Origin of the sequence: Burkholderia sp. BE12 (genome assembly GCF_002959955.1) — a bacterium.
Lineage (GTDB): Bacteria > Pseudomonadota > Gammaproteobacteria > Burkholderiales > Burkholderiaceae > Burkholderia.
Genome location: NZ_PREY01000023.1, coordinates 56,127 through 76,253 on the forward strand (window position 1 = coordinate 56,127; position 20,127 = coordinate 76,253).

The following is a 20,127-nucleotide window of genomic DNA, read 5'->3' on the forward strand; positions in this document are numbered from 1 at the left end:
TATCGGTCCTGCCCATGTCGCGGACCGGCTCGACTCGACCCGAGATCTTTTCCATGCCTGGAACCGCAGCGCCCAACCGGCGACGCACGCCCGTGCCCGCCCCGGCCGCGCACACCCGCTCGACCGCCGATACCGACATCGTCGCGACGCTCGACGTCGGCGGCACGCCCGTCGCCGCTTCGACCGCCGCCATCGGCACCCCGCGCGAGCGCTCGCTGCTGCTCGGCTGGCGCGCCTGGTTGTTCGTCGCCGCACTGGTGTGCGCGTACACGCTGCCCGGCGTGCTCGGACACGATCCGTGGAAACAGGACGAAACCTACACGTTCGGCATCATCCAGCACATGCTCGAAACCGGCGACTTCGTCGTACCGACCAATGCCGGCCTGCCATTCATGGAAAAGCCGCCGCTTTACGCGTGGGTCGCGACCAGCCTCGCGTGGCTGCTGCAGCGCGTGATGCCGCTGCACGACGCGGCGCGCCTCGCGAGCGCCCTGTTCGCCGCGCTCGCGTTCGGCTTCATCGCGCGCGCGGCCCGCGTGGCCAGCCGGGCGGACAGCTGGTTCGACCTGCGCGTGCTCGGCCCGGTCGTGCTGAGCGCGGGCACGCTCGTCGTCATCAAGCACGTACACGACATGATGACGGACGTCGCGCTGTTTGCCGGCACGGCAATGGGGTTCTGCGGGCTGCTCGAACTCGTGATCCAGCACGTCGCGCGTGCACAGCAGATGCGGCACGGGCTGCCGGCGCATCCGGCGAGCCGCTGGGCCGCGCCGATCTTCGGCGCGGGCGTCGGCATCGCGCTGATGGCGAAGGGGCTGTTCGTGCCGCTCGTGTTCGCGGCCACGCTCGTCTGCACGCTGGTGCTCTATCCGGCCTGCCGCACCCGCTCGTTCGCACGCGCGCTCGGCATTGCCGCGCTCGTGTTCGCGCCGTTCGCGCTGATCTGGCCGACCGCCCTGTTCCTGCGCTCGGAAACGCTGTTCATGACGTGGTTCTGGGACAACAACGTCGGCCGCTTCTTCGGCTTCTCCGTTCCCGAACTGGGCGCCGAAAACGACAAGCCGTTCTTCATCCTGCGCGCGTTCGTGCTCGTCGGCTTCCCGGTCGCCCCGCTCGCGATCGTCGCGCTCGCCCGCGGCGCATGGCGCGACTGGCACGCACCACGCATCGCGCTGCCCGTGCTGTTCGCCGGCATCGGGCTCGTGGTGCTGCAGGTGTCCGCGACGTCGCGCCAGCTCTACATCCTGCCGTTCTTCGCACCGCTCGCGCTGGTCGCCGCGCAGGCGATCGACCGCCTGCCGCGCCGGCTGCATCTCGCGTGGGATTACCTGAGCCGTATCCTGTTCGGCACGGTCGTCGTGCTCGCGTGGGCGATCTGGGCGGTGATGGCCGATCCGGCCGCGTCGCGCGCCGATCTCGCGCTGCTCGGCCGGTGGCTGCCGCTCGACTGGACGATGCCGATCCAGCCCGCGCTCGTGACCGGCGCGCTCGCGCTGACGGTCGGCTGGCTGACGCTGCTGCCGAAGCTGCGCACGACCGGCTTGTGGCGCGGCGCGCTGTCGTGGGGCGCCGGCGCGCTCGTCGCGTGGGGGCTCATCTATACGCTGCTGCTGCCGTGGCTCGACGTCGCGAAGAGCTATCGCTCGGTGTTCGACGACCTGAACGCGCATCTCGCGCTCGAATGGAACGACGGCGACTGCATGGCGAGCCTGCACGGGCTCGGCGAATCGGAAGCGCCGATGCTGTACTACTTCTCCGGCATCCAGCACACGCCGATCGACGACGCGAAGACGACGCGCTGCACGTGGATGATCGTGCAGGGCGTGCGGGCCGTCGATCCGGCGCCCGGCAACGAATGGAAGCTGTTCTGGACCGGCGCCCGCCCGGGCGACAACACGGAACTGCTGCGCGTCTACGTGCGCACGCCCGAACAGCACCTGCAATGACATCGGGCGGCGCGATGCGCCGTCCTGCCCGCCTTTAGTTTCCGCTTCGGCACCGGCCGCGCGCTTTGCGCGATGCCGGCCGGCACGAACCCGCCGGCGTCGGCGGGCTCGCCGCCCCTTCCGTCGCCACACCGATGTCCGATCGTCAGAACGACGAGCCGGGCTCCCGCAGAAACACCGTTTCCTCGTCGGTCGACGCGCGACCGAGAATCGCGTTCCGGTGCGGAAAGCGGCCGAAGCGCTCGACGATCGCCGCATGCAGCAACGCGAAGCGGTGATAACTCTCGCATCCGGCCTCGTCACGGATGCCCGCGCACAGGCGCACGGCCTCGCGCTGGCTCTCGACCGATTCGTCGTGCTCGAACGGCAGATATGCGAACGCACGGTGATGTCCGCTCGGCAGTTGCGCATCCCAGCCGGCAGCGACGAGGCGGCGGGCGAGCGCGAGCGCCTTCGGATCGGCGGCAAACGCGCGCGGCGTGCCGCGATGGATGTTGCGCGAGAACTGGTCGAGCACGACGATCAACGCCAGCGCACCCTCCGGCGAATCGGCCCAGTGATCGCAGGCGCCGGCGCACGCGGCGTCGAGCAGCGCGCCGTAACGCGTGCGCAGCACGTCGTCGAACGCCGCGCCGCCGTTGAACCAGATCTTGCGTTCCTGCCCGAATTCGGCCGAGCCCGGTTCGCCGAACCAGAAATCCAGAATCTCGCGCGCTTGCGGATCCAGCACCGCCGCGCCCGCTTTCCCGCTATCGATCGTCATGCAAACTCCAGTACGAGGCGCCGTGTGCGCGCACTCTTCTTTTCCAGTTTCGCGACCCGCAGCCCGCCGATTTCGGACGTGTTGCGCACATGCGTGCCGCCGCACGGCTGCAGGTCGACGTTTTCGATGCGCAGCAGCCGCACGCGGCCGAGGCCCATCGGCGGCTTCACGCTCATCGTGCGCACGAGTTCGGGCCGCTCGGCCATCTCGTCGTCGGTGATCCATTCGGTCGTGACCGGATGCGCGCCGTCGACGAGGCCCGCGAGGCGCCGCTCGACGTCGTCGCGGTCGATCGCGTCGGACGTCGCGAAATCGAGCCGCACGTAGTCGGCCGTCACGCTGCAGCCGTCGACCGCGTACGGCAGCACCGCGCACATCAGGTGCGCGGCCGTGTGCAGGCGCATGTGCCGGTAGCGGCGCGGCCAGTCGATCGCGGCGACCACACGCGTGCCGGGAGCAAGCGTCGCGACGCGCGCCTCCTGGCCCGGCGCGGGCACGTGCACGGCGTCGTCGGGCGTCGCGCCGTCGAACTTCGCCTTGCGCGTATCGGCAATCGCGATCGTGCCGCCGTCGGGCAGCGTCAGCGTGCCGGCGTCGCCGGCCTGGCCGCCGCCGAGCGGATAGAACACCGTGCGGTCGAGGCGGATGCCGTCGTCGCCCACGGCCTGGACGATCGCCTCGCATCGCGTGAGGTACGCGTCTTCGCGAAACAGCGCTTGTGTCGTCATCGGGGGAGCCTCGTATCGATGGGGGAAACGGCCAGTGTCGCGCCGGGCTGCCCATGCGCCCAGACGCAGATCGTCCCGCGCGCAGGCAGCGGCGTACCGGTCGATCAACCGGGCCGGTTGCGCATCCAGTCGGCCGTGTCGTAGAACGAATGCATGAGCCGCTCGCGCAGCGGCTCCGGCAACCCGACATCCTCCATCGCCCACGCCATGCAGCGCAGCCACTGGTCGCGCTCGACCGACGCGATCGGGAACGGCAGGTGCCGCGCGCGCAGCCGGGGATGGCCGAACCGGCCGATGTAGTGGTCGGGGCCGCCGAGCCAGCCGCACAGGAACCAGAACAGCTTGTCGCGCGACCCGTCGAGCGACGGCGGATGCAGCGCGCGAATCTGCGCGAACTCGGGCTCGAGGTCCATCAGGTCGTAGAAGCGGTCCACCATTTCGCGCACGCGGGCTTCGCCGCCCACGAGCTCGAACGCCGTCGGCTGCGACGGCGCATCGTCATTCACATCGGTCATACGGATAGTCGGAAAACGGGATCTTCGGGCTGCGGGCGACGCTCAGGCGTCGCGCAGCGACTGCAGCGCGGGGCGCCGCAACACATTATGCAGGCTCAGCCAGCCGGCCGCACCGGCGCAGACGACGCCGGCCGCGATGCCGGCCGGCACGAGCCACGGATCGACGGCGAGCTGGAAATCGAACACGCGCGACGCGAGCACCCAGCCGACCGCGATCGCGCCCGCCGACGCCAGCGCGCCGGCCAGCGCGCCGACCACGATGAATTCCGCGCGCTGCACCGCATTGACCTGCGCGCGCGACGCGCCGAGCGCGCGCAACAGCGCGGCCTCGCGCACGCGCTCGTCGCGCGAGCCGGCGAGCGCCGTGTACAGCACGAGCACGCCGGCCGCGAGCGTGAACGCAAACAGGAACTGCACCGCCCCCACCACCTGCAGCATCATCCGCTGCAACTGCGCGAGGATCGGCGCGACGTCGATCGCGGTCAGGTTCGGGTAGCGCGCGATCAGCGGATCGAGCAGCGCGGCGTCCGATGCCGGCAGATGGAAGCTCGTCAGGTAGACGGCCGGAAAATCCTTCAGCACCGGCGGCGGCATCAGCACGAAGAAGTTGACGCGGAACGAACCCCAGTCGAGCTTGCGCACGCTCGTGACGGGCGCATCGACCGTCAGCCCCGTCACGTCGAAGCGCAGCGTGTCGCCCGGCTTCACGTTCAGCGTCTTCGCAAGGCCGGCTTCGATCGAGATCTGCGGCGTGGCCGCGGTACCGAACCAGTCGCCTTCGACGATCCGGTTGTCGGACGGCAGCTCGGTCGTATACGACAGGTTGAATTCGCGATCGACGAGCCGGCGGGCCTCTTCGGACGGGTACGCGTCCGGATTCACCGGCTTGCCGTTGATCGCGACGAGGCGGCCGCGCACCATCGGCGCGGGGATGGCGTCGCGCACGCCGTGCGCGGCCAGATAGGCGGCGACATCGGCGCGCTGGTCGGGCTGGATGTCGATCAGGAACTGGTTCGGCGCATCGGGCGGCGTCGACTGCCGCCAGCCCGCCACGAGGTCGTTGCGCGTGATCGCGATCAGCAACAGGCACATCAGGCCGAGCGCGAGCGCGGTGATCTGCAGCGCGCTGGCCGTGCCGCGCCGATGCAGCGACGCCAGCGCATAACGCCAGCCGACGCCCGCGGCCACGCGCGCATTGCGTACCGCGCGCGCGGCGGCGAACAGTACGAGCCGGGCGATCAGCGCGAACCCGACCAGCGCGCCGGCAAAGCCGCCCGCGACGATCAGGCCGAGCTTCAGGTTGCCGGCGGCCACGATCAGCAGCCCCGCGAACAGCACGACGCCGATCGCATACGCGGCCCACGCGGTGCGCGACGCATCGCCCCACTCGCGCCGCAGCACGCGCACCGGCGGCACGCGTGTGAGCGGCACGAGCGGCGGCAGCGCGAAGCCGAGCAGCAGCACGAGCGCGGCGCCCATGCCGATCACCGCCGGCCACAACGTGGGCGGCGGCAGCACGACGTCGATCAGGCCGCCGAGCGCGGCCAGCAATGCCCAGTGACCGCCGTAGCCGAGCACCGCGCCCGCGGCGCCCGACACGATTCCGATGCCGACGAATTCGAGCGCGAACAGCGCGCCGAGTGTGCGGCGGCTCACGCCGAGGCAGCGCATCGTCGCGCCGCCGTCGAGATGGCGCCGCATGTAGCGCTGCGCGGCCATCGCAATCGCGACCGCCGCGAGCAGCGCGGTCAGCAATGCGACGAGCGTCAGGAAATGGCGCGCGCGATCCAGCGTCTGCCGCACCTGCGGCTGCCCTTCCTGCAACGACTCCAGCCCGACGCCGCGCAGTTTCCCGCCGTCGACGCGCGCGTGTGCATACGCTTCGAAGCGCGCGACGGCCGGTGCGTCGCCGGCGACCAGCAGCCGGTACGTGACGCGGCTGCCGTAGCCCGTGAGCCCCGTCGCGGCGAGCTCGTCCGCGCGCATCATCAGCCGCGGGGAAAAATTGACGAACGAAAAGCCGCGATCGAGTTCGCGGGAGATCGAGGCCGCGACCGTGAACGTGCGCAGCCCGACGCGCACCGTATCGCCCGCCTTGAGGTGCAGCGCGTCGAGCAGCGCCGGGTCGGCCCAGACGGTGCCGGGCGCGGGAATCGCGGTCGCCTTCCGCGCGACGGCCGCGCCGGCCGGCAGGATATCGACCGCGCCGCGCAGCGGATAGCCGGGCGACACGGCCTTCACGGCCGCGAGGCGCGACGGCGCCGCATCGGCGGCCTGCCCGCCCGCGGCGGACGCGATCATGCTCGGGAAGATGGCCGTCGTCGCGGTACGCAGGCCGAGCACGCGAGCCTGCCGGTCGAACGACGGATCGACGGGGCGATCGGCGCGCACGACGAAATCGGCGCCGAGCATCTGGCGCGCGTCGCGCTCGAGCCCCTGGCGCAGCCGGTCGGCGAGAAAGCCGACGCTCGTCAGCGCCGCGACCGCGAGCACCAGCGCGAGGACCAGCAGCGTCAGTTCGCCCGCGCGCCAGTCGCGCGCGGTCATCCGGGCGGCCTGGCGGATCAGGTCGCGCAGCCCGAAGCGGCCCGCATGCGCGCGCCCGTCATGGCCGGGTTGGCCGGCCGGCGGCTGTGCCGCCTGTTGCGGCCCCTTCAATCGCGTTTCCCTCCGATCGAATTGAGCCGCGACACCATGTGGTTGGCCATCCCGCGAAAACCGCCCGACACGCCGCGCCACAGGCGCGGCAGCGCCCATGCCGACGCCGCGATGAACGCGGCGAGCAGCACGAGGAACGCGAGCGGAACGAAGAATGCGAGCGCGAGCCCGCCGACCACGAGACCGTCCTCGGTCGACGACGCGACCCAGTTCGAAAGCGGTTCGGGAGACAGGTTGATCAGCGCGCGCGTGCCGGCCTTCGCCACGTGCGCGGCGCCGGCGAGCGAGCCGCCGGCGAGCCCCGCGACCGCCAGCACGGTCGGATCGGCATGGCCGAGCGCGCCGGCCGCGAGCACGGCGCCGGCCGGAATGCGGATGAAGGTATGCACGGCATCCCACAGCGAGTCGAACGCGGGAATCTTGTCGGCAAGGAATTCGGTCACGGCGAGCACGGCCGCGGCGCCGATGACCCACGGCGACATCAGCACGGCCAGCGTGTCGGGCAGATGGAGCCAGCCGAACCGCGCCAGCACGCCGGCGATCAGCACCGTCAGGTACAGGCGCAGGCCGCTCGCCCACGCGAGTCCCGCGCCGAGCGAAATGGCTTCGATCATGGCCCTCTCCTTGCACTTTCCGTGCGCTTTGCCGATTGATCGGATCGGGTCGGACAGACCGGCCGCGCGGCGCGTGGCGACCGGCACCGCGTGCCGCGAGCAGCACGACGGTGTTCAGGCCCGAATGCTTTCCATTATAGACAGGCCGGCCGGGCGACCGGCGCAATTCCGCGGCGGCGCGGCGCCCGGGATGCCGTCGTCAGGCGGCCGACGACAGCTTCAGGCCGACCAGCCCCGCGACGATCAGCGCCGCGCTCGCGACGCGCGCGACGGTCAGCGCCTCGCCCATCATCACGATGCCGAACACGAACGCGCCGACCGCGCCGATGCCGGTCCACACCGCGTACGCGGTGCCGAGCGGCAACTGGCGCATCGCGACCGCGAGCAGCCCGAAGCTGGCCAGCGCCGTCACGATCGTAAACACCGACGGACCGAGCTTCGTGAAACCGTCCGACGATTTCAGGCCGGCCGCCCAGGCCACTTCCAGCAAACCGGCGATCAACAACCATACCCACGCCATCTCGACGTACTCCGTATCGGATGGGGCCGTCCCCGTTGAAGCGAATGACCCGGGGTCGTCCCCGGGCGGCGCCGAGTATAACAAGCGGCTTACGGACCTGGCGGCTGCCGGCCACGCCCGCGGCCGATGCGGGGCGCGATCGGCCCGACGCGGTCAGTTCGCCACGCGCTTCGGCGCGACGCCGCCGACGCAGCGGTCGTCGCGGTACAACGCCCACTCCTCGCACACGCGGCCATCCTTGAACATGCACATGCCGACCTGCCCGCGCGGCAGGCTGCGGACCACGTGGCGACCGCCGAGCTTCTCGCAGTTGACCGACGCGGGATTGGCCAGCGCCGCTTGCCCGGGCGGCTGCTGCCCGGGCGGCAGCGGCTGGGCGAACGCGCGGGGCATGGCCAGCGCCAGCGCACAGATGACGACCAGACGGACGGACATTGCACGCTCCTCGTTTTCGTTCGCGGAACGTTCAGGATAGCGGGGATTGCGCAGCCGGTGTGCAAGGCCGGCGGCGCTCGGGAGACTGTCGCGCCGGCGCAACCTTGCCGGCGCGCGGCATTCTGGCCGCGTGCCGCGCCGCGCGCCACCCGTCACACGGCGCCGACGAGCCGGTAGCCGACGCCCGTCTCGGTGACGATGTGCTCGGGCTGCGCGGGATCGGCCTCGAGCTTCTGGCGCAGGTGTGCCATGTAGATGCGCAGGTAGTGATGGCTCTCGACGTGCGACGGCCCCCACACGTCGCGCAGCAGCTGGCGGTGCGTGAGCACGCGCCCCGCGTGACGCACGAGCGTCGCGAGCAGCCGGTATTCGAGCGGCGTCAGGTGCACGATCGCGTCGTCGCGCCACACCTGACGCAGCGCGAGATCGACGGTCACGGCGCCGAAGGCCACCTTCGGCGACTCGTTCGCGCCGCCCTGGTTGCGCCGGCGCAGTTGCGCGCGAATCCGCGCACGCAGTTCGGACACGCCGAACGGCTTGGTCAGGTAGTCGTCGGCGCCCGCGTCGAGCGCCGCGACTTTCTCCTCTTCCTGCGTGCGGGCGGACAGTACGATTACCGGCACCTCGGACCAGCCGCGCAGCTCGCGGATCACGTCGAGGCCGTCGGTGTCCGGCAGGCCGAGGTCGACGATCACGAGGTCGGGCTTGCGTGTCGCCGCGACGATCAGCCCCTGCTTGCCCGTCTCGGCCTCGAACACCGCGATGTCCTCCTCTTCGAGCGCGGCACGCACGAAGCGGCGGATCTGCTTTTCGTCCTCGATCAGGACGACGGTCAGGCTGGGTTCACTCATGGTCTGGCAATGACTCGGATGGGGGCGATGCGCCCGGCAGGTCGGATTCGTCGTCGGGTACGGGCGGCGCGGCCGGCGGCGTATCGACCGGCAGCGTGAACCAGAAGCGCGCGCCCGTCACGTGGCCGTCGGGCGCAGTGCGGTTGAGCGCGCCGATTTTACCGCCGTGCGCCTCGACGATCGCACGGCAGATCGCAAGCCCGAGCCCGATGCCGGGCGTCGCCGATTCCTTCTCGCCGCGCGTGAACTTGTCGAAAATCCGCGCCTCCATGCCGGCCGGCAAGCCGGGGCCGTGATCGTCGACGTGCACGCGCACGAACGGGTTCCCGAACGGGTTCCCGAACGGGTTCCCGAACGGGCGTCCGTCGTCGGTCACGCGCTCCGCGCCGATGTCGAGCGACGTATCGGGCGGCGTGTACTTCGCCGCGTTCTCGAACAGGTTGGTGAACAGCCGCTCCATCAGCACCGCGTCCATCTCCAGCAGCGGCAGGTCGGCCGGCAGCGCGACGCGCACGGGATGGCGCGCGAGCACCCGCCGGCATGTGGCGAGCGCGGCGCCGACGGTTTCCTCGAGCAGCGACCACTGGCGCTTGAGCTGCAGGCTGCCGGCCTGCAGCCGCGCCATGTCGAGCAGGTTCGTGACGATGCCCGTCATGCGCAGCGCCTCGTCGTGAATCGCGTCGACGAGTTCGCCCTCGCGCTGCGCGAGGCGCCCGGCCGCCGCGGCGTCGCCCGCCTGCGCGGCCGCGCGCCCGTTCGCGAGCATCGACGAAAAACCGACGATCGTCGTGAGCGGCGTGCGCAGATCGTGCGAGATCGCCGACAGCAGCGAGTTGCGCAGCCGCTCGGACTCCATGTTGACGAGCGCGTCGCGCGCGATCTCGACGTAATGCACGCGCTCGAGCGCGAGCGCGATCTGCGCGGCGAATGCGTCGAGCATCCGCTGCTGCTCGGGCACCTCGAGTTCGCGCGGCTCGCGCGATGCGACCGCGAGCACGCCGCGCGTGCGCATCGGCGCTTTCAGCGGCAGGTACAGCGCGGCCGTCGCCGGCAGCGTGTCGGTGCCGCGCCCGGCCGGCTTCTGCTGGTCGTACACCCACTGGCCGACGTCGCTGTCGAGCTCCGCGCCCGTCAGCGTGACGGCCGCATCGGGCTCCTCGATCTTCTGCCGCACCTGGTCCGCGCTGTCGGGCAGCAGGAACGCGACGCGTGCGCGGAACACCTCGCCCACGTGGCGGCTGCCGATCTCGACGATCTGCTCGGTCGTCAGCGCCGCGCCAAGCTCGCGCGCCATCGCGTAGATCGCGCCGGTGCGGCGCTCGCGGCGCTGCGCGACGCTCGCTTGGCGCGTGAGCGTCGACGTCAGGTGGCTGATCACGAGCGACGTCAGCAGCATCCCGAAGAAGGTCAGCAGGTATTGCGTGTCGCTGACCGAGAACGACATGCGCGGCGGCACGAAGAAGAAATCGAACGCAGCCACCGACAGGAACGACTGCAGCACGCCCGGGCCGCGCCCGAGCCGCACGGCCGAAAACACCACGCCGAGCAGGTACAGCATCACGAGGTTCGTGAGGTCGAGCCGCCCGGACACGACACTCGCGACGACGGTGATCGCCGCGCAGATCGCGGCCGCATACGCGTAATGGCGCGGCGGCGAACGATGCGTGCCGAACTGCGCAAACGCATCGCGCCAGTCGCGTGCCCGCGCGTCCAGCGGCGCGGCGCGCGCCTCGTCGCTCGCGGATGCGCGGATCAGCATCAGGTCGACGTCGCCCGCGCGTTCCGCCAGTTGCTCGCCGAATGGCCGCGCGAAGCGGCGCGCGAGCCCGACCTTCGGCGAGCCGCCCGCGACGAGCTTCGATACGTTGCGCACCTTCGCATAGCCGATCAGCGCGGCGACCGCGTCGGCGCCGGCGAGCGTGGCCGTCTCCGCGCCGAGCTCGGCCGCGAGCTTCAGCGCGTCGAGCGTGCGCTGCCGCCGCGCGTCGGGCAGCCGCTGCAGGCGCGGCGTCTCGACATACACGGCGATCCAGTCGGCCTTCAGGCTCGCGGCGAGCCGCGCGGCCGCGCGCACGAGCGTCGGCGCCTCGGCGCCCGGGCCGACGCACACGAGCAACCGCTCGCGCGCCTGCCAGATGCGCTGGATCGAACGATCGGCGCGGTACTCGCGCATCTGCGCGTCGACGCGATCGGCCGTGCGCCGCAGCGCCAGCTCGCGCAGCGCGATCAGGTTGCCCTTGCGGAAGAAGTTGCGCACCGCGCGCTCGGCCTGCTGCGCAAGATAGACCTTGCCGTCGCGCATGCGCTCGAGCAGCTCCTCGGCCGGCAGGTCGACGAGCGTGACTTCGTCGGCCGCGTCGAACACGCGATCGGGCACGGTCTCCCACACGCGGATGCCGGTGATGGCGCCGACGACGTCGTTCAGGCTTTCGAGGTGCTGGACGTTGACGGTCGTATACACGTCGATGCCCGCGTCGAGCAGCTCGTAGACGTCCTGCCAGCGCTTCAGGTGCCGTGCGCCCTGCACGTTCGAATGCGCGAGCTCGTCGACGAGGATCAGTTGCGGCTGGCGAGCGAGTGCGCCATCGAGATCGAATTCGGCGAGCGCGCGGCCGCGATGGTCGATGCGGGCGGGCGGCAGCACGTCGAGGCCGTCGAGCAGCGCGGCGGTCTCGCCGCGGCCGTGGGTCTCGACGATGCCGACGACGACGTCGACGCCTTCCTGCCGGCGCTGCCGCGCGGCCTGCAGCATCGCGTAGGTCTTGCCGACGCCGGCGGACGCGCCGAAGAAGATCTTGAGCTGGCCGCGCCGCTGCTTTTCTTCGTCACGCTGCAGCTTGTCGAGAAGTTGGTCTGGATCGGGACGGTTCATGCGTGAGAAAAGCGGAGCGCCCGGATGCGCGCGGGTACGAGCATTGTGGTTCCAAATCGCCGCAAAAGGCAAAGACGGCGCGAACGCCGTCGGGGAAAGCGTATCCGGCGCGGTTCAGGCCGCGCCGGATACCGGTCGGCACGCGCGATCGGTCAGTGCGCGGCCTGCGCCGCGTCGAGCGCGAGGTTCAGCTTCAGCACGTTCACGCGCGGCTCGCCGAGCACGCCGAACTGGCGACCCGTCGTGTTCGCGGCGACGAGTTGCGCGACCGCGTCCGGCGCCAGGTTGCGCACCGTCGCGACGCGCTCGACCTGGTACGCGGCGGCGGCCGGCGTGATCTCCGGATCGAGGCCGCTCGCCGACGCCGTCACGAGATCGACCGGCACCGGCCTCGACAGGTCGGTGCCCGCTTCGCGCAGCGCGGCGATGCGCGCCTTCACCTGATCGGCGAGCGACGGGTTCAGCGGGCCGAGGTTCGAGCCGCCGGAGCCGGCCGCGTTGTACGGCATCGGCGCGGTGGCCGACAGCCGGCCCCAGAAATACCTCGGCGCGTCGAACGACTGGCCGATCAGCGCGGAGCCGACGACCTTGCCGTCCTGTTCGATCAGGCTGCCGTTGGCCTGCGACGGGAACACGGCCTGACCGAACACGGTCATCACGGCCGGGTAGGCGAGCCCCGTCACGGCGGTCAGTACGACGAAGAGCACGACGAGCGGACGAATCAACGTTTTCATGAGAGTTCCTTCAAGTACGGCCGGCTCAGGCCCAGCCGAGTGCAGCAAGCGTCATGTCGATCAGCTTGATGAACGGGAACGGCAGCAGCACGCCGCCGAGGCCGTAGACCAGCAGGTTGCGGCGCAGCAGCGACGCGGCGCCGAGCGGCCGGTAGGTCACGCCCTTCAGCGCGAGCGGGATCAGCGCGACGATGATCAGCGCGTTGAAGATCACCGCCGACAGGATCGCGGACGCCGGCGACGTCAGGTGCATGATGTCGAGCACGCGCAGTTGCGGGTAGGTCGTCACGAACGCGGCCGGGATGATCGCGAAGTACTTCGCGATGTCGTTCGCGATCGAGAACGTGGTCAGCGACCCGCGCGTCATCAGCATCTGCTTGCCGATCTCGACGATCTCGATCAGCTTCGTCGGGTTCGAGTCGAGGTCGACCATGTTGCCGGCTTCCTTCGCCGCCTGCGTGCCGGTGTTCATCGCCACCGCGACGTCCGCCTGCGCGAGCGCCGGCGCGTCGTTGGTGCCGTCGCCCGTCATCGCGACGAGGCGCCCGGCCGCCTGGTGCTCGCGGATCGTCGCGAGCTTGGTTTCCGGCGTCGCTTCCGCGAGGAAATCGTCGACGCCCGCCTCCGCCGCGATCGCCGCGGCCGTCAGCCGGTTGTCGCCCGTCACCATCACGGTCTTGATGCCCATCTTGCGCAGTTCCGCGAAACGCTCCTTGATGCCGCCCTTCACGATGTCCTTCAGCTCGATCACGCCGAGCACGCGCGCCGCCCCTTCCTGCAGGTCGGCCACGACGAGCGGCGTGCTGCCGCGGCGCGCGACGTCGTCCACCGCGCGGCGCACTTCTTCGGGAAAGCGGCTGCCGTGGGTCTCGACGTAGCGGCGGATCGCGTCGGCCGCGCCCTTGCGGATCTCGCGGCCGGGCAGATCGACGCCGCTCATCCGCGTCTGCGCGGAAAAGCCGAGGAACGTCGCGTGCAGCTGCGCCATGTCGCGCTGGCGAATATTGAAGCGCTCCTTCGCGAGCACGACGATGCTGCGGCCTTCCGGCGTTTCGTCGGCGAGCGACGACAGTTGCGCGGCGTCGGCCAGCGCTTCCTCGGTCACGCCCGGCGCGGGCACGAACATCGACGCCTGGCGGTTGCCGAGCGTGATCGTGCCGGTCTTGTCGAGCAGCAGCACGTCGACGTCGCCGGCCGCTTCCACCGCGCGGCCCGACGTCGCGATCACGTTCGCCTGCATCATCCGGCTCATCCCGGCCACGCCGATCGCGGACAGCAGGCCGCCGATCGTCGTCGGGATCAGGCACACGAGCAGCGCGACCAGCACGGTGATCGTCACCATGTGGCCGGCCTTCATCGCGTCGACCGCGAACGTCGAGAACGGCAGCAGCGTCGCGGTCGCGAGCAGCATCACGATCGTCAGCGCGACGAGCAGGATCGTCAGCGCGACCTCGTTCGGCGTCTTCTTGCGCTTCGCGCCTTCGACCATCGCGATCATCCGGTCGAGGAACGCCTCGCCCGGGTTCGCGGTGACCTTGACGACGATCCAGTCCGACAGCACGCGCGTGCCGCCCGTCACCGACGAGAAGTCGCCGCCCGATTCGCGGATCACCGGCGCAGATTCGCCGGTGATCGCCGATTCGTCGACCGACGCGACGCCGTCGACGACCTCGCCGTCGGCCGGGATCACGTCGCCGGTCTCGACCAGCACGACGTCGCCTTTACGCAAGTCGGACGCGGTCGTGATGCGGATCGGCGATTTCGGATGCGGCTCGTTGAGCTTCTTCGCCATCACGTCCTTCTTCGCGCTGCGCAGCGACGCGGCCTGCGCCTTCGAGCGCCCTTCCGCGAGCGCTTCGGCGAAGTTCGCGAACAGCACCGTGAACCACAGCCACAGCGCGATCGCGAGGATGAAGCCGGCGGGCGCCTCGGCCTGGCCGGCGAGCGCCGCGATCCACAGGATCGTGGTCAGGATGCTGCCGACGTACACGCAGAACATCACCGGGTTGCGGAACTGCGTGCGCGGCGTGAGTTTCTTGAACGAATCCACGATCGCCGGGCGCAGCAGCGCCGGATCGAACATGGATCGTGTTGCGGAATGTTGAGTCATTGCGATCTCTTCAAGCTCTTCAGTCTTTTCAATGTGTCGCCATGCGGGCGCGCGTCACGCGCCCAGCCACATCATCAGGTGCTCGACGCCCGGGCCGAGCGCGAGCGCCGGCACGTAGGTCAGCGCGCCCACCAGCAGCACGGTGCCGAGCAGCAGCACGACGAACAGCGGGCCGTGGGTCGGCAGCGTGCCGCCCGTCACCGCGATGCGCTTCTTCGCGGCGAGCGAGCCGGCGATCGCCAGCACCGGCACGATCGTGCCGAAGCGGCCGAACCACATCGCGATCGCGGTCATCCAGTTGTAGAACGGCGTGCCGACCGTCAGGCCCGCGAACGCGCTGCCGTTGTTGTTCGCGGCCGAGCTGAACGCATAGAGGATTTCCGAGAAGCCGTGCGGACCCGGGTTCGCGATGCCGGCCTTGCCGGCGTCCGCCAACACCGCGATCGACGTGCCGACCAGCACCAGCAGCGGCGTGAGCAGCACGACGATCGACACCATCTTCATCTCGTACGACTCGATCTTCTTGCCGACGTATTCGGGCGTGCGGCCGATCATCAGGCCGGCGACGAACACCGCGAGCAGCGCGAACACGAGCATCCCGTAGAGGCCGGAGCCGACCCCGCCGTAGACCACCTCGCCGAGCTGCATCAGCAGCATCGGCACGAGGCCGCCGACCGGCGTCAGCGAATCGTGCATCGTGTCGACCGCGCCGCACGACGCGGCCGTCGTCGCGACCGTGAAGATGCCGGTCTGCGCGATCCCGAAGCGGGTTTCCTTGCCTTCCATGTTGCCGCCCGGCTGCAGCGCGCTCGCCGACTGGTCGACGTGCAGCGCGGCAAGCGTCGGGTTGCCGCCCTGCTCGGCGCTCATCTCGACGCCGACCGCGACCGCGAACGCGACCGTCATCGCCGCGAGCACCGCGATGCCCTGCCGGCGGTCGCCGATCACGCGGCCGAACACCAGGCACAGCGCGGCCGGAATGATCAGGATCGCGAAGATCTCGATGAAGTTCGCGAACGGCGTCGGGTTTTCGTACGGGTGCGCGGAGTTCGCGTTGAAGAAGCCGCCGCCGTTGGTGCCGAGCATCTTGATCGCTTCCTGCGAGGCGACCGGGCCCATCGCGAGCGTCTGCTTCGTGAGCGGGGTCGGCACCGTGACCGCGTTGCCCTTCTCGTCCTTCACCGGGTTGCCCTGCGCGTCGAGCTTCGGCGCCGCATAGGTGCCCGCCTGCAGCACCGGCACGTCCTGGTACACCTTCATGTTCTGGATCACGCCCTGGCTCATCAGCAGCGCGGCGACGATCATCGCCATCGGCACGAGCACGTACAGCGTCACGCGCGTGAGGTCGACCCAGAAGTTGCCGATCGTCTGCGCGGTGTGGCGCGCGAAGCCGCGGACCAGCGCGATCACGACGACGATGCCGGTCGCCGCCGACAGGAAGTTCTGCACGGTCAGGCCGAGCATCTGCGTCAGGTAGCTGACGGTCTGCTCCGGCGTGTAGTCCTGCCAGTTCGTGTTGGTGACGAAGCTGACGGCCGTGTTGAACGCGCCGTCGACCGTCATCGCGCCGAACCGCTGCGGGTTGCCGGGCAGAAAGCCCTGCAGGCGCAGCAGGCCGTAGAGGAACAATGCGCCGAGCGCGTTGAATGCGATCGTCGCGATCGCGTACCGCTTCCAGTTCATCTCGCTGCCGGCGTCGACGCCGGCGATGCGGTACAGCACGCGTTCGAGCGGCCCGAACACGCGCACGACGCGCGAGCTGCCGTCCATCACCGCCGTCAGGTAGCGCGCGACCGGCACGGCCGCCGCCAGCAGCACGACGATGAACAGCAGCATCTGCAACAGGTTGTTCGCGTTCATTCGATGTCCTCCGCGCGCAGCAGCGCAAAGACGAGATACGCGAACAGCAGGGCTGTCGATGCGCCCGCCAGCCAAAGCATCCAGGTCATGCCCGCCCCCCGCGACCGTATTGCACGAGCTTCTCGCAACCGGCAACCAAACCGAGGATCAGCACGGTGAAAAGCACCAGGGCGCCGATGAATACCCCATCCATTTTTGTGTTCTCCGTCGTCGAAATCAGACGACTGGAACGTTATGGGAATGCACGTAAAGGGCGGGTCAAAGGTGATAGGAGGGGTATAAAAAAAGCGTAAACAAGCTGGAAATGCCGTTCGACGAACATGTGGGCGTCGATCGGGCCGCGACGCACGCGGAGGGTCGCACCGCGCGCTTCTCGCGCGTCGTCCGCAATCACACGCCCCCTTCGCAGCCATCGATATGCATGGTCCCGAAAGTCAAACGGCGCTGCCCGAAAATCAGAGCGGCAATACTCCGACTTCGATTTCCGGGATGCGATCGCGGCATAAATGTCGACGGTTCCGACGCTCCCGGCATGGATTGCGTTCGCAACAATTCGCCACGTTTCGATCGTCGCCCGCTCGTCGAACGACTTTCCACCTTGTCCGGCCAGTGGAATTTCGCGATCGTTCAAATGACGAAAATTGATTTGATAGGCAGCAGTACTGTCGCCCCAGCGTCTCTTCGCGTCGTCCCGCCCATGCCGTCATTCACGGCGCTCGCCCGTCTGGCGTGGCGCTCCGGCGGCATCTGGCGCGGCATTTCCCCGGCGCGCGACGAATGGCCAACACCGCTTCGTCACACGCCGTGCCAGAATCGGCGAGGTCGACCTAGACGAGATCGACTATCCGGGTCTCAGCCACACGGATTTGCGAGATGGCAGCTGCGCCATGCTTTTTTCCGAACTTGCGAGTGACATGCAATGACCGTCTTTCCGATCCGAAATAAATTCGTTTTCGCGTTGTTGTCGGCGATTGTCGGGATCGCACATGGAACCACAGTGCCGCGCGTCGACGGTGCCCGGCTGGTCGACAGCATGAGCCGTACCGACAACGGCCCGTACGCGAACGCCGAACGTCACGTCATGACCGGCTATCTAGCGGGCGTGGCAGATGCCACCGAAGGCAAGGATTGGTGCGGCACTGGACGCGTCAAATCGGGAGAAATCGATTCAGACGTGCTCGGCGAGCTCAGGAAGCTTCCGCGAGACGCACTGAAGGCCGGCGCAGCAGGCCTCATCGTCAATGCCCTGCGACAAAAATACCCGTGTCGTTAATCGAGGAATACCGATTTGAAACCGCCTTTTTCTGTACTGCAGGGCCACTACCAAAGCAACAAGACCGTTTCGAGAGAAACGCTTTATCAAGAGCTGGGTCGGCAAGACCTGGTTCCTGATTCTTCGTATGTGAATACGTGCGCCATTCGAGTCAGTCTGGCACTCGTCAAGAGCGGGATAACGGTGCGCGGCGGGTTGGTCATTCAGAAAGGACCGTACCGGGGCCGGCGCATCGAGCCGGGCCAAGCCAGGCTGGCAAAGCTGCTGGCGGAGCCCGCATATTTCGGCAAGGCCGAGGCGCTTCGGCGACACGATGCGGTGGCTGGCATCGGCAACAGAAAGGGCGCAGTGGCCTTCTGGAATATACCGGGATACATGAATGGCCGGGGCGGCCACATCGACCTGATTGACGGCGGCCAGGCCGTCTGCGGCTCGGATTGTTACTGGGAAGCGTCCGAGGTTTGGTTCTGGCCGCTAAGGTGATCGGCAACGCTCCCATCCGCCTCCGGGTTTCGTGACATACAGGCGAATCGCGGTCCGGGCGTCGCCGCCGACACGCGACGCGGTGCCGTCGTCCTGACAGCCCACCCGGCGCACCGCTGGTCGTGCGGGAAATGTGCAGGCGGGACGAACGGCGTCAGTGCGGAAAACGGAATCAGGGAACGAGGATCGTCGAGCCGGTGGTCCTGCGCGCCTCGAGATCCGCATGCGCGCGGCCGACTTCCGCGAGCGGATAGCGCTGGTTGATGCTCGTCTTCACCTTGCCCGACAGGATCACGTCGAACAGCTCGGCGGCCGCGGCTTCGAGATCGGCGCGCTTCGCGATGTACGAGAACAGCGTGGGCCGCGTGAAGAACAGCGAGCCGCGCGACGAGAATTCCTTCGAGTCGATCGGCGGCAGCGGACCCGACGCGTTGCCGAAGCTGACGAAGTAGCCGAGCGGCGCGAGGCTGTCGAGCGAGCCGATATAGGTGTCCTTGCCGATCGAATCGTAGACGACCGGCACGCCCGCGCCGTGGGTGATCTCCTTCACGCGCTGCGTGAAGTTCTCGCGCGTATAGACGATCGGATGATCGCAGCCGTGCGCCTTCGCGAGCGCGGCTTTCTCGTCCGAGCCGACCGTCCCGATCACGGTCGCGCCGAGCGCCTTCGCCCACTGGCACGCGAGCAGCCCGACGCCGCCGGCCGCCGCATGGATCAGGATCGTGTCGCCGGCCTTCACCGGGTACGTGCGACGCAGCAGATAGTGCGCGGTCAGGCCCTGCAGCATCACGGATGCCGCATCGTCGTAGCTGATACCGTCGGGCAGCTTCACGAGCTTCTCGGCCGGCAGCACGCGCTCCTGCGCATACGCGCCCGGCGGCTGCGCGACGTAGGCGACACGATCGCCGGCCTTCAATGCGCTCACGCCGTCGCCGACGGCCGTCACTTCGCCGGCCGCCTCCATCCCGATGCCCGCGGGCAGCGGCTGCGGATACAGGCCCGTGCGGAAATACACGTCGATGTAGTTGAGCCCGACCGCATGCTGGCGGATGCGCACCTCGCCGGCCTTCGGCGCGTCGACGTCGACGTCGACCCACTTCATCACGTCCGGGCCGCCCGGCTGGTCGTATCGGATTGCTTTCGGCATCGTTTCGCTCCTCGTCTCTCGATCGGTCAGTGAAAATTCGGGTCGCCGATGCGCGGGCCGGCCGATGGATGCGGAAACCGGCGGCGGACGCGCGGCGCGACGCTCGATTCTCGCGCGTGGCGGCCAACCGTGCATGGCCCTGCCGCGAGCAGGGACAATCGGCCGCCGCCTGCGCCTAGCAAACGTCCTGCATGTTCCGCGCCAGATCGTCGAGCAGCATCCGCGCGGTCGCGACGTTCGTCGCCACCGGCACGTCGTGCACGTCGCAGGCGCGCACGAGCGCGGTGATGTCGGGGTCGTGCGGCTGCGCGGTCATCGGATCGCGCAGGAACACGACGACGTCGACGCGGCCGTCGGCCAGTTCCGCGCCGATCTGCAGGTCGCCGCCGAGCGGCCCCGACAGCTTGCGCTCGACCTCGAGCCCGTGCGCGGCGGCGATGCGGCCGCCCGTGGTGCCGGTCGCGACGAGCCGGCATTGCGCGAGCGTCTCGCGGTACTGGCCCGCGAGTGCGACGATCTCGTCCTTCTTCGCGTCGTGCGCAATCAGTGCGATGCGGGGTTTGCTCATCTCTCCAGTTCCTTTGTCGTTCGGTTGTCGTCGTTCGGTCGTTATCGGCG

General features: G+C 69.3%; 18 protein-coding genes. 3 read left to right on the forward strand and 15 right to left on the reverse strand.

Annotated features, from left to right (window positions below; genetic code table 11):
* Positions 1-53: 53 nt before the first annotated feature.
* Complete coding sequence (locus C4B30_RS24040; RefSeq protein WP_027785008.1) at positions 54-1,946, forward strand: ArnT family glycosyltransferase; 1,893 nt, start codon at positions 54-56, stop codon at positions 1,944-1,946.
* Between the two features lie 145 nt (positions 1,947-2,091).
* Here C4B30_RS24040 and C4B30_RS24045 read toward each other — a convergent pair whose 3' ends face one another.
* The 13 genes from C4B30_RS24045 to kdpF all read right to left on the reverse strand — a co-directional run bounded on the left by C4B30_RS24045 (position 2,092) and on the right by kdpF (position 16,695).
* Positions 2,092-2,709: a DUF924 family protein gene (locus tag C4B30_RS24045; protein WP_105133099.1), complete on the reverse strand. Its 618-nt coding sequence runs from the start codon at positions 2,707-2,709 to the stop codon at positions 2,092-2,094.
* Positions 2,706-3,437 (reverse strand): alanyl-tRNA editing protein, encoded by a 732-nt coding sequence (locus C4B30_RS24050; RefSeq protein WP_027785010.1) that lies wholly within the window; start codon positions 3,435-3,437, stop codon positions 2,706-2,708. Before C4B30_RS24050 ends, C4B30_RS24045 begins: the two co-directional genes overlap by 4 nt.
* Before the next feature lie 104 nt (positions 3,438-3,541).
* Positions 3,542-3,952, reverse strand: coding sequence for a group II truncated hemoglobin (locus tag C4B30_RS24055; protein WP_027785011.1), 411 nt, complete (start codon positions 3,950-3,952; stop codon positions 3,542-3,544).
* A 42-nt stretch (positions 3,953-3,994) separates the two neighbouring features.
* Positions 3,995-6,610, reverse strand: a complete 2,616-nt coding sequence (locus tag C4B30_RS24060; protein ID WP_027785012.1) for an ABC transporter permease — start codon at positions 6,608-6,610, stop codon at positions 3,995-3,997.
* Complete coding sequence (locus tag C4B30_RS24065) at positions 6,607-7,224, reverse strand: DUF4126 domain-containing protein (RefSeq protein ID WP_027785013.1); 618 nt, start codon at positions 7,222-7,224, stop codon at positions 6,607-6,609. Before C4B30_RS24065 ends, C4B30_RS24060 begins: the two co-directional genes overlap by 4 nt.
* A 199-nt stretch (positions 7,225-7,423) precedes the next feature.
* Entirely contained in the window at positions 7,424-7,744 is a 321-nt protein-coding gene (gene sugE / locus C4B30_RS24070) for a quaternary ammonium compound efflux SMR transporter SugE (protein WP_006497024.1), read from the reverse strand.
* A gap of 153 nt (positions 7,745-7,897) precedes the next feature.
* Positions 7,898-8,179, reverse strand: a complete 282-nt coding sequence (locus C4B30_RS24075) for a DUF333 domain-containing protein (RefSeq protein ID WP_027785014.1) — start codon at positions 8,177-8,179, stop codon at positions 7,898-7,900.
* A gap of 152 nt (positions 8,180-8,331) precedes the next feature.
* Positions 8,332-9,030, reverse strand: coding sequence for a two-component system response regulator KdpE (gene kdpE / locus C4B30_RS24080; protein WP_027785015.1), 699 nt, complete (start codon positions 9,028-9,030; stop codon positions 8,332-8,334).
* Entirely contained in the window at positions 9,023-11,902 is a 2,880-nt protein-coding gene (locus C4B30_RS24085; protein WP_027785016.1) for a sensor histidine kinase, read from the reverse strand. Before C4B30_RS24085 ends, kdpE begins: the two co-directional genes overlap by 8 nt.
* 152 nt (positions 11,903-12,054) lie before the next feature.
* Positions 12,055-12,636 (reverse strand): potassium-transporting ATPase subunit KdpC, encoded by a 582-nt coding sequence (kdpC, locus tag C4B30_RS24090; protein ID WP_027785017.1) that lies wholly within the window; start codon positions 12,634-12,636, stop codon positions 12,055-12,057.
* Positions 12,637-12,661: 25 nt separating this feature from the next.
* A complete protein-coding gene (gene kdpB, locus C4B30_RS24095; RefSeq protein ID WP_027785018.1) occupies positions 12,662-14,746 on the reverse strand; it encodes a potassium-transporting ATPase subunit KdpB in 2,085 nt (694 codons plus the stop codon).
* Between the two features lie 54 nt (positions 14,747-14,800).
* Positions 14,801-16,606, reverse strand: coding sequence for a potassium-transporting ATPase subunit KdpA (gene kdpA, locus C4B30_RS24100; protein WP_027785019.1), 1,806 nt, complete (start codon positions 16,604-16,606; stop codon positions 14,801-14,803).
* The gene (gene kdpF, locus C4B30_RS24105; protein WP_006752209.1) at positions 16,603-16,695 is read right to left on the reverse strand and encodes a K(+)-transporting ATPase subunit F; all 93 of its coding nucleotides are present in this window, start codon (positions 16,693-16,695) and stop codon (positions 16,603-16,605) included. The genes kdpA and kdpF overlap by 4 nt, the downstream gene beginning before the upstream one ends.
* Before the next feature lie 830 nt (positions 16,696-17,525).
* Here kdpF and C4B30_RS24110 point away from each other — a divergent pair.
* Both C4B30_RS24110 and C4B30_RS24115 read left to right on the forward strand, forming a co-directional pair.
* Positions 17,526-17,879 (forward strand): Rap1a/Tai family immunity protein, encoded by a 354-nt coding sequence (locus tag C4B30_RS24110; RefSeq protein WP_051421403.1) that lies wholly within the window; start codon positions 17,526-17,528, stop codon positions 17,877-17,879.
* A 15-nt stretch (positions 17,880-17,894) separates the two neighbouring features.
* On the forward strand, positions 17,895-18,362 hold the full coding sequence (locus C4B30_RS24115) for a T6SS effector amidase Tae4 family protein (RefSeq protein WP_027785022.1): 468 nt from the start codon (positions 17,895-17,897) through the stop codon (positions 18,360-18,362).
* A gap of 172 nt (positions 18,363-18,534) precedes the next feature.
* On the opposite strand, the gene C4B30_RS24120 is transcribed toward C4B30_RS24115, so the two are convergent.
* Entirely contained in the window at positions 18,535-19,509 is a 975-nt protein-coding gene (locus C4B30_RS24120; protein WP_027785023.1) for a quinone oxidoreductase family protein, read from the reverse strand.
* Positions 19,510-19,684: 175 nt separating this feature from the next.
* Entirely contained in the window at positions 19,685-20,077 is a 393-nt protein-coding gene (locus tag C4B30_RS24125) for a methylglyoxal synthase (RefSeq protein ID WP_027785024.1), read from the reverse strand.
* Between the last annotated feature and the right edge of the window lie 50 nt (positions 20,078-20,127).